General features: G+C 40.4%; 12 protein-coding genes. 6 read left to right on the forward strand and 6 right to left on the reverse strand.

The window, feature by feature from the left end; all coding sequences use genetic code 11:
- Positions 1–36: 36 nt before the first annotated feature.
- The 5 genes from WKU26_RS05585 (at position 37) to WKU26_RS05605 (ending at position 3,689) form a co-directional block, all read left to right on the forward strand.
- Positions 37–504 carry a nitrophenyl compound nitroreductase subunit ArsF family protein gene (locus tag WKU26_RS05585; RefSeq protein WP_340321206.1) on the forward strand — a complete coding sequence of 156 codons (468 nt, stop codon included), beginning with the start codon at positions 37–39 and terminating at the stop codon, positions 502–504.
- Between the two features lie 9 nt (positions 505–513).
- On the forward strand, positions 514–1,221 hold the full coding sequence (locus WKU26_RS05590) for an aromatic aminobenezylarsenical efflux permease ArsG family transporter (RefSeq protein ID WP_178266794.1): 708 nt from the start codon (positions 514–516) through the stop codon (positions 1,219–1,221).
- A gap of 33 nt (positions 1,222–1,254) precedes the next feature.
- On the forward strand, positions 1,255–1,488 hold the full coding sequence (locus WKU26_RS05595) for a thioredoxin family protein (RefSeq protein ID WP_340321207.1): 234 nt from the start codon (positions 1,255–1,257) through the stop codon (positions 1,486–1,488).
- A gap of 110 nt (positions 1,489–1,598) precedes the next feature.
- Complete coding sequence (locus WKU26_RS05600; RefSeq protein ID WP_340321208.1) at positions 1,599–2,567, forward strand: permease; 969 nt, start codon at positions 1,599–1,601, stop codon at positions 2,565–2,567.
- A gap of 258 nt (positions 2,568–2,825) precedes the next feature.
- Positions 2,826–3,689 (forward strand): DMT family transporter, encoded by an 864-nt coding sequence (locus WKU26_RS05605; protein ID WP_340321209.1) that lies wholly within the window; start codon positions 2,826–2,828, stop codon positions 3,687–3,689.
- A 122-nt stretch (positions 3,690–3,811) separates the two neighbouring features.
- Here the strand turns inward: WKU26_RS05605 and WKU26_RS05610 are convergent, their stop codons facing one another.
- The 6 genes from WKU26_RS05610 to WKU26_RS05635 form a co-directional block, all read right to left on the reverse strand.
- The gene (locus WKU26_RS05610; RefSeq protein ID WP_340321210.1) at positions 3,812–5,551 is read right to left on the reverse strand and encodes a fimbrillin family protein; all 1,740 of its coding nucleotides are present in this window, start codon (positions 5,549–5,551) and stop codon (positions 3,812–3,814) included.
- 37 nt (positions 5,552–5,588) lie between these two features.
- Positions 5,589–5,738: a hypothetical protein gene (locus tag WKU26_RS05615; protein WP_340321211.1), complete on the reverse strand. Its 150-nt coding sequence runs from the start codon at positions 5,736–5,738 to the stop codon at positions 5,589–5,591.
- A 167-nt stretch (positions 5,739–5,905) separates the two neighbouring features.
- Positions 5,906–8,095, reverse strand: coding sequence for a hypothetical protein (locus WKU26_RS05620; RefSeq protein WP_340321212.1), 2,190 nt, complete (start codon positions 8,093–8,095; stop codon positions 5,906–5,908).
- An 11-nt stretch (positions 8,096–8,106) separates the two neighbouring features.
- On the reverse strand, positions 8,107–10,317 hold the full coding sequence (locus WKU26_RS05625) for a hypothetical protein (RefSeq protein ID WP_340321213.1): 2,211 nt from the start codon (positions 10,315–10,317) through the stop codon (positions 8,107–8,109).
- An 8-nt stretch (positions 10,318–10,325) separates the two neighbouring features.
- Positions 10,326–12,527: a hypothetical protein gene (locus WKU26_RS05630; RefSeq protein WP_340321214.1), complete on the reverse strand. Its 2,202-nt coding sequence runs from the start codon at positions 12,525–12,527 to the stop codon at positions 10,326–10,328.
- Between the two features lie 76 nt (positions 12,528–12,603).
- Positions 12,604–14,439, reverse strand: coding sequence for a hypothetical protein (locus WKU26_RS05635; RefSeq protein ID WP_340321215.1), 1,836 nt, complete (start codon positions 14,437–14,439; stop codon positions 12,604–12,606).
- Positions 14,440–15,024: 585 nt separating this feature from the next.
- Here WKU26_RS05635 and WKU26_RS05640 point away from each other — a divergent pair.
- Positions 15,025–15,459, forward strand: coding sequence for an arsenate reductase ArsC (locus WKU26_RS05640; protein WP_340321216.1), 435 nt, complete (start codon positions 15,025–15,027; stop codon positions 15,457–15,459).
- The last annotated feature ends 15 nt before the right edge of the window (positions 15,460–15,474 follow it).

Here is a 15,474-nt window from a genome sequence, read left to right on the forward strand (position 1 = left end):
TTTTGCGAATTACTAATAATAAAATATTGAAGAACTATGAAAAGGATTTTATTTCTTATGTCTGTATGTCTGATGGCAGCATCATGCAGCCTGAATTCTAATTCAAAGAATGAAACTGGAATTCAAAGCCAACAAGAAGCTTCCTCCGGCAACCAGCATGCAACTACTCAAGACCGTGTAGAAGTATTGTATTTTCACGGCAAACAGCGCTGCGCTACCTGTATGGCTATCGAAAGCAATACTCGAGAAGCGATGGAGGCCAATTTCTCCGAACAGATGAAAAAAGGAAATGTAATATTCAAAAGTATCGATATCAGCAAAAAGGAAAATGAGAAGATAGCGGAAAAATACCAAGTCACCTGGTCGTCATTGTTCATCGTAAAATATAAAGACGGACAGGAGAGTGATGAAAACATGACCAAATTCGCTTTTGGAAATGCCCGTAAATCGCCGGATACATTCAAAAGCGAAATAGTAAAAACAGTCCAAAATATGCTAAAATAAAAGACGTGTATGGATTGGTTACAGACACTACTGGACAATAGTTCCACTCCTGCCCTGACTGCATTTCTGCTTGGATTGCTCACTGCCCTTTCTCCATGTCCGCTGGCAACCAACATTGCTGCAATCGGATTCATCGGCAAAGACATCGAAGACAGAAAACGCATCTTCCGCAACGGACTGCTTTATACCTTAGGACGAATCCTTTCGTACACCCTGCTGGGAGTGATACTGATACTGGTTCTGAAAGAGGGAGCAAGCATGTTTGGTATCCAAAAGACCATCGGTACATGGGGAGAACTCCTCCTCGGTCCGCTGTTACTTGTCATAGGCTTATTTATGCTCCTGGGCGACAGAATAAATCTTCCTCAGTTCGGATTTAAAGGGAATGCAGAAGGACTTGCTAAAAAAGGCGGATGGGGTGCCCTGCTGATAGGTATACTCTTTGCCATGGCTTTCTGCCCTACAAGCGGTGTATTTTATTTCGGCATGCTGATACCCATGTCTGCCACAGCTACAGCCGGCTATCTGCTGCCTGTCATCTTTGCTATTGCTACTTCCATACCGGTGCTTGCCGTTGCATGGATACTGGCATTCAGTGTGCAAAAAATGGGCAACTTTTACGGAAAGATGCAAAAAATACAGAAGTGGATGAAACACATTGTCGGTATCCTATTCCTCCTCGTAGGCATATACTATTGCTGGATGATGTATCTATAAACAGAATGAATAACTAATATAAATTTTACAAATATGGAAATAAAAGTATTGGGACCAGGCTGTGCAAAATGCAAGTCGACCTACAACGTGATTGAAAAGGTAATCAAAGAAAACAATCTGGATGTGAAACTGACCAAGGTAGACGACATCATGGAGATAATGAACTACAACATCATGACAACTCCTGCCGTAGTTGTCGACGAAATGGTAAAGATAAAAGGACAAGTTCCTACAGAAAGCGATGTAAAGAAACTCTTGGGTCTCTGATAAGCTGAATTGTTTAACTACAGGCGGCAGTAACAAGCACATCATTGTGAGTCTGCCGCTTTTATTGTCGGATTATTGTTCGTATATCAACGAATTAAATTATAACAAACATGATACAAGATTTTGCAGACTGGCTTGTTTACGGAATATTCGGTCTGAATGCCAATACCTCTGTCGGAGCGGCCGTAAACTTTTTCTTTTACGATACCATCAAAATTCTTATTCTGCTGTTTTTCATCAGCATTCTGATGGGAATCATCAACGCCTATTTTCCGATAGAGCGCTTAAGAAACTACCTGATTACCCACAAGATGTATGGATTGCAATACCTGTTGGCTTCACTATTCGGAGCCATCACACCGTTTTGTTCCTGCTCTTCCATCCCGCTGTTCATCGGGTTTGTCAAAGGCGGTATCCCATTAGGAGTTACCTTCGCCTTTCTCATTACTTCACCACTGGTAAATGAGGTTGCAGTAGCCATGTTTCTTGGCTCTTTCGGACTAAAGGTAACGCTTATTTATGTCATCAGCGGTATTCTGCTGGGTGTGATAGGAGGCTTTGTACTTGGGCGTATGCAACTTACTCCCTACCTTACCGAATGGGTGAAACAAATCCAGGCCAACTCATCCGCTCAGACCGGAGAATGGGAAAAAGACCATACTACTTTTATAAAACGACTCCCCACCATCATCCGTGATGCATGGAAAATAGTAAGCGGAGTACTTGTCTACATCCTGATAGGTATTGGTATCGGTGCTTTCATGCACGGCTTTGTACCGGAAGGATTTTTCGAACAATACATGTCGAAAGACAATTGGTATGCCGTACCTCTTTCTGTGATTCTGGCTGTCCCGATGTATGCCAATGCAGCCAGTATCGTACCTGTAGTCGAAGTTTTTGTAGCCAAAGGCATTCCTATCGGTACGGCCATTGCATTCATGATGGCAGTAGTAGGCCTGTCGCTGCCGGAAGCAACTTTACTAAAAAAAGTAATGACATGGAAACTGATAGGTATATTTTTCGGTACAGTAGCTTTTTTCATCATCTTGTCCGGCTATCTGTTTAATGCCATTTTATAACACGAATCTATTTACAGATTCAATCTGCCGTCGTTGGCTGTACAACTGCCGTCGCTAATTGTACAGCCAACGACGTCGTCTTTACAATCAACGACGCCGATTAAAGAATCCGATACCCACCATCACTTCTTTATTCCTGCTACATTGCATATCGGTCAAGATTTCACCAACTATCCCCAAAATCCAGCCTTTGCCGGACATCGCAACATTGCATTTTTTTAAGTACCTTTGCAACCGTTTTTTATATAATTTTATACAATGAACAAACTTAACGGATTTATTTACGGAATTTTATCGTCCGCTTCTTTCGGACTTATCCCGCTGTTCGCCATTCCTGCAATGCAACACGGTATGGATTTTATGAACGTACTGTCGTACAGATTTCTTTTTGCAACCCTTTCTCTGGCCATTCTGCTCAAAGCCAGAAAAAGTACGTTCCACATAGAAAAAACAGACTTGGCTCCATTATTACTTCTGGCAATATTCTACCTTATATCATCCGTCTTTCTACTTTGGGGATATAAGTTCATGCCGTCGGGTATAGCTACTACCCTTCATTTTATGTATCCTATCATCACTACTCTGGTAATGATGGTATTTTTCCGTGAGAAAAGTTCCAAATGGAGAATATCGGCTATTCTTCTGGCTATAGCAGGAGTATACGCACTCTCGCATACCGAGCCAGGAGGTAAAGCCAGTTTGGCAGGAGTGATCATCGTATTACTTTCTGCTGTAGGATATGCTCTTTATCTGGTAGCCGTAGGCCAGCGGAAAAATAAAAATCTTCAGGGACTAAAGCTGACTTTTTATGTGTTTTTAGTCGGAACAATTGTACTTTGGTCAGGTATGGGTATCTCCGGAAACATCCAGTCAGTTCCAGACCTTTCCACCTTGACCAATCTGCTGATGCTGGCCATTATTCCGACCGTAGTATCCAATCTGACTTTAGTAGAGGCTATCAAGCACATTGGGGCAACTCAGACATCTGTATTAGGTGCAATGGAGCCGGTAACTGCCGTTATCGTAGGCATCGCTGTATTCGGAGAATCTTTTTCACTGACTATTGCAGCCGGTATTGCCCTTATTATTACAGCAGTAACCATCATTATCCTGAAAAAATAAAATCTCATACAAAAAATAAAAAATGTGGGAATAAAAAACTTATTCCCACATTCTCCAAGTTTATCTCCGTACATGGAGTACAGATTAAAAAGATATATCCTTTTACCGTTTTAAAGTATTTCTTATTTATCGGTATCAATAATAATTGTCTCACCAACTTCCCAGTCTTGTACCGATGTTGAAACTGAGATATCACTATCACCATCTATTTCGATTTCAAACGTATGAATCTTACCTGGTTCCAATGACAATCCGTTCAACTTCTCAATTGTGTATTTGAACACCTTATTACCATTTTTCACGGTAAACAGTTCTGTACCACGTTCCAGTTTCTGAGGTATTACAGTAGCCTTGGCATATGTTTCATTATCTCCGAAGCTATCCAGCATATTTATTTTACCCAAACTTACAGCACCTTTCTGCGAACCTGAATCCGGTGTCATCTCACCAGTCTTCATATTCAGATTACCCGCCATCCACAAATTATTCAAAGTCACAGTGACTTGTTTTTCCGGTGCTACATTGGTTCCAGCAGCAGCCTTTACTCCGATTCTTACACCAGAACATACGTGAGAAAACAGGATTTCTGAATTTTTACCATCCGATGTGACTTTCTTTGCTGCATACAGAAGATCATTATCCATATAGTTGGCTTCAGTTTGTTCCGCATTTACTGTATGCTTATAGACTGCAGGCATATCTTGATTTTCCGTCCAGTTTGTCAGCTTTCCATATACAGCATATAAAGTGACATCATGGTCTTCAGGAAAATACATAGTGCCACCTGTATACGACAGATTTCCGTTTTTATCGGCTACGAAAGGCTTCATCAGAAGTTCTCCCTCATTATACCAGTCTGCAAAGACAGATACATTCAGATTTTCTCCTAAATTAGCATTCTCTTTCAGGTATGCATCCATATTGCAGCTCAACTCCATCTTATCGTATAGATCATCCGGGTTTTCTGTGCTTTCTGTAACTCTTACATTTAATCTGTAAGACTTTCCAGCTCTGAAAGCACCTGCTGCCGGATATGTATAAGAATACAATTTGTTCCGGTCATCGTATACTCTGACAGTAAGAGATTTTCCTGTCAAATCTGTAGGAGGCACCATCAGATATCCAATAACAGAGGTATTCGCTTCACACTCTACATTTTTCATGGCTAAGCTAAGTACCTTGCCTTTCTTTTCCGCCACATAAACAGGACTCTCATCTTCCAGATTATAATGTCCTTCTATCAGAAATTCCTCATTCTCTGTTGCAAGAGACATCTTTTTTACAACCATTCTTTCAGGAACAAGCGCCGTCAGCTGAACCAAAGCTCCCAAATGAGAGAATTCAAACACAAGGCGTCCCTCTTCAGGAGAAGTACTGGCCGCATTCATGAAATCATAATTTCCTACAGTAGCCGTACTATTATTTCCATCCTGCGACTGGCCTTTATAGTTCACCCATATTTCATTCTTTGAACTCTGTCCATCAAAATATTTTCTGCTGAAAGGATAATACGCATAATAAGTAGAACTCTTTTTTAATTCCCAGCTTCCGCCAGAGAATACTGCATTTGCCGTACCTGCTCCTGCTTCCATTGCAAATGAAACCTGGTCGCCCTGTGACGGGAAAATACCGAGCATATCATCCTTAGCCCATGTAAAAGTCACTCCACTTTCGTTTACTTCCAAATTTGTTCTTGAACGATCGTCCGGCTCAAAATTTTTCACCGAGAAAACCACTTCACGTGGCTCAATTCCCGGAATCTCCTCTTCTCCATTCCCCAAATCTACGTAATTATCGGAACAAGCCCCCAATGCTACAGTCAAAGACAAAATTCCAATACCCCAAAATATCTTTTTATCCATAAATCAACATTCTAAATCAGTAAGTTTTGTACACTATTTACCAGATGCTACTTGAAGGCCATGAATCATCCCAATCAAGATCAGGAGCAGTCGCCCCGGGATCACCATCACTATAACTACTGCACAACACACCTTCAGCTTCAATTTCCATTATCTGAATTTCTGGTTTTACATACATCTCTTTCATAATTGACATTCTAATCTGTTTAATAAAAATACAATTCTAATACAAAAAAATAATACCTTATTTGAAAATACAAAACTTGTCGTGATTTCACTCTCTTAGACAATCAGCCGACAAGTTTTGTTCTCAGGCTATTTGTTTTTTATCATTCATTAAGTATTTTGAATGTATTACTCCACGCCATAAATATATTCAACCGCCGATTTCTTAAATCTCACGATACGGGTATTATTAGCAGCTGCCCCATTATGCTCCAAATTAGCATTAGTAGGCTTAAACAACCAACCGGTAGTAGAAGGATTATAATTGGCAAACAACAGCCAGTTATGATTAATACCACTTCCACTCCACTGACATCCTACTCCATATAAAGTAAGAGGTTCAGTTCCTTTTCCTTTCAGGCTGCTGATGGTAATAAATCTAATATCCGACATCGCTTGTTCTCCGATGAGTACTTCATTTCTTTTATCCATAAAGATTTCACTTCGATAGTCTGCACCACCATTACTAGGATTAAAAGGAGCCGGACTTGTTGGAACCGCAAAAGTTCCTAAAATCCTTTTATAATCATCAAAAGTCGGTATTTCATATCCTTCCGGAGACAATGATTTAGGATCCTGATGGTTAATATGCTGCGATTCATCCGAATTATAACCATCCAAAGTAAACTTCCCGTTACTGTATACTGCGGTCATAGCCTGTCCGGAAGTTCCTCCATAAGCAGAGTTCCAAACTTTCAAGAACTCCTCATTACTGCAAGATTTCAAATACTCCAATACAGTCTGTCCTGAAGCTCTTGTAGGATCCTCCGCACACAATATCTGATCATTGAAGTCTCTGGAATTTCCAATCGCATTAAATTTACACCACCATATATCATTCAAAAGAATTACCGGCAATCCAAAGTTTCTTCTCTTTATGGTATATTCCTGTTTGTTTCCGTTACGGTCAGTTATAATCAGCTTTGCAGACTGTTCTCTTCCGTCAGCTTCCGGATCGTTAGGCTTCCAACCGGCCTGTATAATATAAGAATTTCTATTTTCCTCAGAACGTACCAATCTTATCCAAGGATTTGATTCTGATACTTCCAAAGCCATAGTCTTACCCTCGCCTACTGTATAAGTACCTAAAGTTCCGTCAATATAACGACCGAAATCACATTCGTAATTTTCGTTATTGAAGTCCAGCATACCCTCTAAGGTATCATCATTCTGCTCCAAAACCACAGTCAGACAGTCTTCATCGTATACTTCCGACAATCCTTTGCGTCTGAACTGAAGTTTCATATCTTCCAAAGGACAATTAGGAGCTACAAGCTTCTTGGTAATTCTAAAGACATTTCTTTCTGCCAAACTGGAAGCTTCCGGATTGACAGGAGTTATTTTCACCCAGTTATTTCCTCCATTCACATATTCCAGTTCCTCACCACAGTTCAGCGCAAGGTCAAATGTTCCAGACAAGTAACTGACAGAAACCCCTCTCGCATCCGGCAAAATGGTAGCTCTGTCGTTCAACACACTCAACTTCTCGTTTACCGTAATAAAGCTTTCCCGATCCGGAGCAAGAATTTCATCCTCTTCCTTCGTCCATTCATCTACAGTTATACTATGCAGACTACCATCACGACCGATCTGTAACGTATAAACCTTATTACGCAGAATCTGTTCCGGAAGTTTTGCTGAATGTACCTTACCGTCGGACATCTCAATTTCAACTGTTGCTTCAGGGTTTATCTGCTCATAAGCATATATTACTCCTGTCTGATCTTCTCCGGTTATAGCCTCACCTTCCACTTTCAGGTCAATATTTTCAACATCCGATGGTACCGAAAAAGGAACTTTTTCTATCAGATACGATTTTCCTGCCATCCCTTTCAGAGTAAGACTTATGACCTTAGTACCAGGAAAAGCATAAGTCACATCGAAACGGGCCACTCCCCGCTTCATTACTGCAGAATACTCTGCGACATCATCTTTGACTGCAACCTTTCCAATTATGAAGTTCAAAGGCTTTTGCGATTCATCCAAATCAATAGTAGCATCCTGCCAAGCTTCCTCCGTCATTCCGCTACCTGCAGAAAAAGACAGTTTGCCACCTTCATTCACAACAAGATAAAGATTACCGGCTCCTTCCAGCGGCAATTTCAACTCTCCCCCTGTCGGTGATACAGAAGCTGTATTATTCAGTTTACCATCCTTAAAAAATAAATACTTAACACTTTCCAACCGTTCCGATGTCGGAATATTCAAAAGCACTCTCGACATCTTACCGTTTTCTTTATTTACTACCGCATCCTCACTGCTGCAAGCAACTAATACAAGCAGCAATGAAAACACAGCATATAACAATTTATATCTCATTCGTTTAAACTCTATTGATAAATATATTCTACAGGTGACTTCTTACATCTGACAGTTCTGGTCTTCACATTGTTCTGTACAAGAGTTTTAAACCAGTTACCTCTCATGTCTACAAACCAGCCTTCCATCATCCATACTGTTGAAGTTCCATTATTAACTGCAAAAATGAAATCATCCGAACTGATTTTTCCGGTACCAGCCTCCCATTGGTGTCCCCAACCGAAAAGCACCACATGCTTGCTGTTATCGCTTGCAGAGGCCACCTCACAGAAATCATAAAATCCCACTTTTCCGTATGCTACGTCATCAATGCTGACAGAACGGTTACCGTGGTTATAATTCAGTCTGAAGCTGTCATCACCGTTCAAATTATTATTATAAACAGCCGGATCGTATCCAAGCTTAGCGTCATTCGAATTAACCAGTCTTCTAAAATCATTTTGGGAAGGTATCTCATATCCCGGAGGAGCCATTTCCTTACCCTGCGTATTGATATTTACCGATACACTCGATTTGAATCCTGAATACTCAAATTTACCACCTGACAGTGTCAAAGGCAATCCTTCCAAGTTTCCTCCCTGATACTGATCACCCATTACAGCTTTAAGTTCTTCCAATGAGCAATCTTTCAGATAATCAAGCAGGCTGCCTTCCTTTACCGGATCTGCACTAGCCAATATCTGGTCATTAAAGTCGTTAGCAGTACCTTTAAGGTTATACTTACACCACCAGTTTCCTGCTACATACACTACAGGAAGCCCAAAATTTCTTCTCTTTATGGTATATTCCTGTTTGTTTCCGTTACGGTCAGTTATAATCAACTTTGCAGACTGTTCTCTTCCGTCAGCTTCCGGATCGTTAGGCTTCCAACCGGCCTGTATTTCATATTGGTTTCTGTTTTCTTCAGACCGCACAACTCTAAGCCAAGGATTCGACTGAGGAACATCTACAGATAAAGTCTTGCCTTCACCAACAGTATACGTACCTAAAGTTCCGTCAATATAACGACCGAAATCATATCCGTAAGTCTCGTTATTGAAGTCCAGCATACCCTCTAAAGTATCATCATTTTTCTCCAAAACCACAGTCAGACAGTCTTCATCGTATACCTCCGAAAATCCTTTGCGTCTGAACTGAAGTTTTGCTTCTTGCTGAGGAGCATTAGGAGCCAACAACTTTTTTGCAATTCTGAAGACATTTCTTTCTGCCAAACTGGAAGCTTCCGGATTGACAGGAGTGACTTCTATCACTCCGTTTCCACCGTCCACATATTCCAGTTCCTCACCACAATTCAGCGCAAGGTCAAATGTTCCAGACAAGTAACTTACAGAGACTCCTCGCGCATCCGGCAAAATGGTAGCTCTGTCGTTCAACACACTCAGCTTCTCGTTTACCGTAATAAAGCTTTCCCGATCCGGAGCAAGAATTTCATCCTCTTCCTTCGTCCATTCATCTACAGTTATACTGTGCAGACTACCATCACGACCGATCTGTAACGTATAAACCTTATTACGCAGAATCTGTTCCGGAAGTTTTGCTGAATGCACCTTACCGTCGGCCATCTCAATTTCAACTGTTGCTTCAGGGTTTATCTGCTCATAAGCATATATTACTCCTGTCTGATCTTCTCCGGTTATAGCCTCACCTTCCACTTTCAGGTCGACATTTTCAACATCTGATGGTACCGAAAAAGGAACTTTTTCTATCAGATACGATTTTCCTGCCATCCCTTTCAGAGTAAGACTTCTGACCTTAGTACCAGGAAAAGCATAAGTCACATCGAAACGGGCCACCCCCCGCTTCATTACAGCAGAATACTCTGCGACATTATCTTCGACTGCAACCTTTCCAATTATAAAGTTCAAGGGCTTTTGCGATTCATCCAAATCAATAGTAGCATCCTGCCAAGCTTCCTCTGTCATTCCGCTACCCACGAATGAGGAGGTTTTATTCCCCTCATTCGCTATCACATAAAGAGTACCGGTTCCTTCCAAAGGGAGTTTCAGGTCTGTTCCTGTCGGCTGTACTGAACCTGAAGAACCCAATTTTCCATTCTCAAAATAAAAGTACTTTATATTATCTACATTGTAAGATGCCGGAAAATCCATGGAAACTCTCGACAGCTTACCTCCGGATTTAGTTATTACTGTATCTTCATTGCTGCATGCAGCCAACACCAACAACAATGTCGAAACGACATACCACAATTTATATCTCATCATTCGTCAATTCATTTATAAATATATTCTACAGGTGACTTCTTACATCTGATAGTTCTGGTCTTCACATTGTTCTGGGTCGAAGTTTTAAACCAGTTACCTCTCATATCCTCAAACCAGCCTTCCATCATCCATACTGTTGAAGTTCCATTATTAACTGCAAAAATGAAATCATCCGTACTGATTTTTCCAGTACCAGCCTCCCATTGGTGTCCCCAACCGAAAAGAACGACATGCTTGCTGTTATCGCTTGCAGAGGCCACCTCACAGAAATCATAAAAACCCACTTTTCCGTATACTACGTTATCAATGCTGACAGAACGGTTACCGTGGTTATAATTCAGTCTGAGACTGTCAACACCACTCAAATTATTATTATAAACAGCTGGTTCGTATCCAAGCTTAGCATCAGTCGAATTAACCAGTCTTCTAAAATCATTTTGGGAGGGCATTTCATATCCTGAAGGAACCATTTGCTTACCCTGTGCATTGATATTTACCGATACACTCGACTTGAATCCTGAATATTCAAATTTTCCGTCAGACAATGTAAGAGGCAATCCTTCCAAGTTTCCTCCCTGATACTGGTCACCCATCACAGCTTTAAGATCTTCCAATGAGCAATCTTTCAGATAATCCAGCAGGCTGCCCTCCTTTACCGGATCTGCACTAGCCAATATCTGGTCATTAAAGTCGTTAGCAGTACCTTTAAGGTTATACTTACACCACCAGTTTCCTGCAACTTCCACTACTGGAAGTCCATAATTTAAACGACTTATCGTATAAGTTTCCATATCAGAGCCATCCTCTTTGCTAAGTTTCAGTGTGACTACCTGCTTTCTTCCGTCCGCTTTTGGATCGTTGGGTTTCCATCCTCCCAACAGTCTCAAAGTATCACTTCCTGTTTCCGTTTCTTTTAATATGGCCCACTGGTCTTCACCTGCTCCAAACTCCAGTTCCGCTTTCATACCTTTCGGCAAGATAAGACGTGCATACTCACCATCAATATAGCGGTCAAAATCATGAGATGTATCCTCCAAAAATGAAAGAGCACCAGTCATCTGCACAGGATTGGGTTCGAAAACCAATACAATACGTCCCTTCATCACTCCGTTACTATCCAATGATTCCAAGTAAGAATATTGCAAAGGCATTCCGATTCTTTTCAGTCTGCTTGTGACATTCACCATAGTCAACTTATCTAACGCCACATTACCGCGCGTTGCATTCTGTGCCACAGACACTTCAACCAAATCAAGACTTCCCTCTGCTCTTACAGTCATTCCTTCTTCTGTATTTATTGCCAAAGAAAGAGTCTTATCGCTATATGGAATGAATACAGTATCGCCTTTTTCATTTACTCTTGCACCATCCAAATGTGAACTTTCCACATTTACTTTTGCCAATGTAATCACAGACGATTCATTATTCTGACCGCTCTCCCAGTCATTTTCTGCAACCTGTATGTTCAGTTTTGCCCCACTTCCATACACTTTCAGTGTATACAAGCTGTTTCTTTTTATCTTTTCAGGCAACTTTTCTTTCAGTTCCATCATACGGCCATCTACTGTCACTTCCATCACCACTTCCGGAGTTCCAGTCTGCTGTTCATGCAGATACATTAACCGGTTCTTACTATCAGTCAGAGCGGCATCAGTAAAATCCATCACAAAATCTGTCAATTGCAGGTCTTCCGGAGTTTCAGTTTCATGAGGGAAGAGAAAACTTCTGTCAGCAGCACCTTTTACAGTAATACGTTTTACCGAAACTCCGGAAACCTGCATCTTCAGATCCAACCGGGCTACACAGCGTTGCATTACAATCGGCTCCCAATGATACGAGTCCATATCAATACCTCCCAACATAACCGGATCTAAAGTACTATCCAACTGACCAGTCATCACCATATTTTTGAACTCTGTTTCAGTTACTCCCAAATTAGGAATCACTTCTTTGGGAGCATTGGCTATAAAATAACATTTCTTAGCCTTTGTTCCGATTACTACACTAAACTTACCATTCTGGTCTACCTGAATGTTCTCACGAACCATTACAATTACTCCATCAGCATCAAATGCTACCGCAGTCACTTTTCCTGCAAAATAAGAAGTTTCACCTCCTTCTTCAGAAGTTCTGCTTTCCAACAGTTGACCGGATACCACTCCATTGTTTGCTTTCTCGGAAAACAATTCATTATTATTGCAAGACTGCATAATTCCCAAAAGAAATATTGCAGCTATTATATTCTTTATATAAACCAATCTTATCACTTTCTAAACAATTTAAACATTAATACTTGTTTGGATTACTTGAACTATTCAAATAGCTTTTTGAGTCAATAGGCATCTGATACAGATTATTGACATAAAAATTATTCATCAAGCTTTCTGCCCAAGGACCATAAGTAAACGAACTGCTGTGCCCGTATCCCATCACATGTCCCAATTCATGAAACATGATACTGCATGCATAAGTACTGGAGTAATGATCGAACCAGGCAGACTGATAAGCTCCAAATGTGGTTCCTCCTCCTAATCCTCCCACACCATTACCTGGATAAACCAATCCAACCTGCAAAGTGCGCCGTTGTCTCATCTGCTGCAAGACCCTCTCTACTTCGATAGGATTCTTATTATCGTCATAGAGTTTATCTTTATTTTCCTCCAAAATCTGTTCGTGCTCAGGCATGTCTATCATATAGGTAAAATTGAGGAACAAGGCGATTGATTCGCGAATGTGTACCGGACGTATCCCCATCCAGTTGCCTACAGGCCCACCGTCGGGTCTGTCAGGATCACCTCCGTAAAGTCCCCAATATATTGTCCAACCATGCTGGATTTTTTCTATTTTTTTCCAATATTCCTCAGGAGACTCTATTTTAAACTGTGCCTTTTTCAACTGTGCGACAGAAAGTTTCTGTACATTTATCAAACGTCCGCTTTCTCCTTTGCATACAGTCGGCTTTTTCAGCATAGGAACATCCACATATGCATCTCCAAAAGCAGGGATAGTATCCAAATAAGCAAAATCCATCCATTCATTACTTACTTCCGGAATCAGGGCCTTCACAGTTACATGCCCTAAATCACGCGGAGAATAAAAACGCATATGAAACTGTCCTTCATCTGTCACAGACAATTGTAAAGGATTAGATGTATTAAACGAACGCTGAGACTTATCTGTATACACACCTTTCTTTTCATCGTCCTGAAGAATCTTTTTATGATTGCCATGCTTGTATGCAACTGAAGATATAAACATGGTTCCTCTATTATCTTCCGGATGATTTACGTCCGTATTAACAGTTGTAATCTGATTAGGAAGCACCTTTATCCCACTAAATCCGTATGTCTGCGAAATGGTCCCTCCTGTATACGTCCGGCTCTCCATTCCTATTTCTCCATTCAGTGCACTTCCTTCAACAGTTGGCATAAACAGATACTCTTTTCCATCCAGCAGGTTCAGATCATTCAGTACCCGGTTGCTCTCCCCGGAAAACTGCTTGTTGGCCGTCATCGAAGTATAAAATCTCGGAGTTTCTACATCTGCCACATTTTCAGTCACAGAATATTCTATATACATATTCTCGAAGTCAAAATCAAACTTCACCTTACCAACAATTCGATGTTGCGTAACAGTTTCCTCACTCAATATGGTTTCCTGTTTACCGCCTTCCGATTCAACTATAGTAACATCAAAAGGAGTGTCAGAATAGAAATACTCACAGTCCAATGGTTTGCTTAGGTCTTCCGGAAAGCTCAGCCACACATCATTCACATCTGTGACCTTATTTACTGTTGCTCCATCACTTTCTTTATCACCTTTTACTCCCAACACCAACAATCGGTAACTTCCTTCATGCAATCCTTCCGCAACGATTTCAGATGTTTCCGGCTTATATTTAGATTTGATATCAGTCACTACTTTACCATTTTCATCTACTATATAATAGTCCAGAAAATCATAAACGGCCTTGGTTGCGGTTTCGCCACTCCGTGTGGCTGCATTACCAAAACCAGCAGAATAAAGTCTGAAAACAGCTTCATTCCCTCTACTATTACCAATATCCCCGTTATTCTCGAACTGTTCCGTACATGAAATACTTGCAAACATTATGCAAGCCAAGAATAGCCCTTTTTTAATCATAAAAATTCAAATAAAAATCTTTTGTGTTTATACCAATTAAAAATACCTATTGCAGTGTCTGCTTCAATCAAGACACTATTCATAAAACAGCTAAAAAATCAAAATGTTCACACCTCATTTCATAAGTCTCATAAAATATGCTGCCAGCCGACACAAATATTTTTGAAATCCCATTGATAATCAAAGTTTCAGCAACTCTTCATTTTCTTTTAAATAAATCCATTTTAACTAATGCAACAAATAATAACTAAAATCAGAAATAATCTTATAAACGCACGCAGAATCCCCCTCAACTCCTTACAATCGCGCAAATACAAAATTAATAAAACAGCAGTATAATAACAGACTTAAAAAGCCAGAAAATACAATTTTCCACCTTATTTATAATAAATAGAGCCTTATTATTTCAAAAGTATTACATATTTCATCTCTCCCCAATATACCCCTCAAGAATCTGTTATCTGCAAAGCGGTTACTTTACCATATGAGCACTTTTTCTGTGTATCATTTTTTATTCATATTTTTGCCTTCGATATAAAAATAACCAAAACATAAAGCACAAATATGAAAGTACTGATTCTTTGCACAGGAAACAGTTGCCGCAGCCAGATGGCACATGGATTCCTACAATCTTTCGATAAAAACATTGAAGTTTATTCCGGTGGTACAGAACCTGCTACACAAGTCAATGCAAAAGCCATAGAAGTTATGAAAGAGGCAGGAATAGATATCAGCTCACACAAACCGACACATGTAAATACACACCTCAACCAAGAATGGGATTATGTGATTACAGTCTGTGGAGGTGCAAACGAAAACTGCCCTGCATTCATCGGCAAAGTAGGAAAACGACTTCATATTGGTTTCGACGATCCTTCGCACGCTACCGGAACAGCAGAATTCATTGATTCGGAATTTCACCGTGTCCGTGATGAAATAAAAGATGCTTTCTTCCGTTTTTACCTTACAGAAATCAAGAAAGGAAAATTATCAGAATAATCTTGGAGCAGCAAT

Origin of the sequence: Phocaeicola sp. HCN-40430, assembly GCF_037890285.1 — a bacterium.
In the GTDB taxonomy this organism is placed as follows: Bacteria; Bacteroidota; Bacteroidia; order Bacteroidales; family Bacteroidaceae; genus Phocaeicola; species Phocaeicola acetigenes.

Coding starts and splice junctions, on each gene's coding strand:
- WKU26_RS05585 (WP_340321206.1), top strand. CDS start 37: ATGAAAAGGATTTTATTTCTTATGTCTGTATGTCTGATGGCAGCATCA.
- WKU26_RS05590 (WP_178266794.1), top strand. CDS start 514: ATGGATTGGTTACAGACACTACTGGACAATAGTTCCACTCCTGCCCTG.
- WKU26_RS05595 (WP_340321207.1), top strand. CDS start 1,255: ATGGAAATAAAAGTATTGGGACCAGGCTGTGCAAAATGCAAGTCGACC.
- WKU26_RS05600 (WP_340321208.1), top strand. CDS start 1,599: ATGATACAAGATTTTGCAGACTGGCTTGTTTACGGAATATTCGGTCTG.
- WKU26_RS05605 (WP_340321209.1), top strand. CDS start 2,826: ATGAACAAACTTAACGGATTTATTTACGGAATTTTATCGTCCGCTTCT.
- WKU26_RS05610 (WP_340321210.1), bottom strand. CDS start 5,551: ATGGATAAAAAGATATTTTGGGGTATTGGAATTTTGTCTTTGACTGTA.
- WKU26_RS05615 (WP_340321211.1), bottom strand. CDS start 5,738: ATGAAAGAGATGTATGTAAAACCAGAAATTCAGATAATGGAAATTGAA.
- WKU26_RS05620 (WP_340321212.1), bottom strand. CDS start 8,095: ATGAGATATAAATTGTTATATGCTGTGTTTTCATTGCTGCTTGTATTA.
- WKU26_RS05625 (WP_340321213.1), bottom strand. CDS start 10,317: ATGATGAGATATAAATTGTGGTATGTCGTTTCGACATTGTTGTTGGTG.
- WKU26_RS05630 (WP_340321214.1), bottom strand. CDS start 12,527: ATGCAGTCTTGCAATAATAATGAATTGTTTTCCGAGAAAGCAAACAAT.
- WKU26_RS05640 (WP_340321216.1), top strand. CDS start 15,025: ATGAAAGTACTGATTCTTTGCACAGGAAACAGTTGCCGCAGCCAGATG.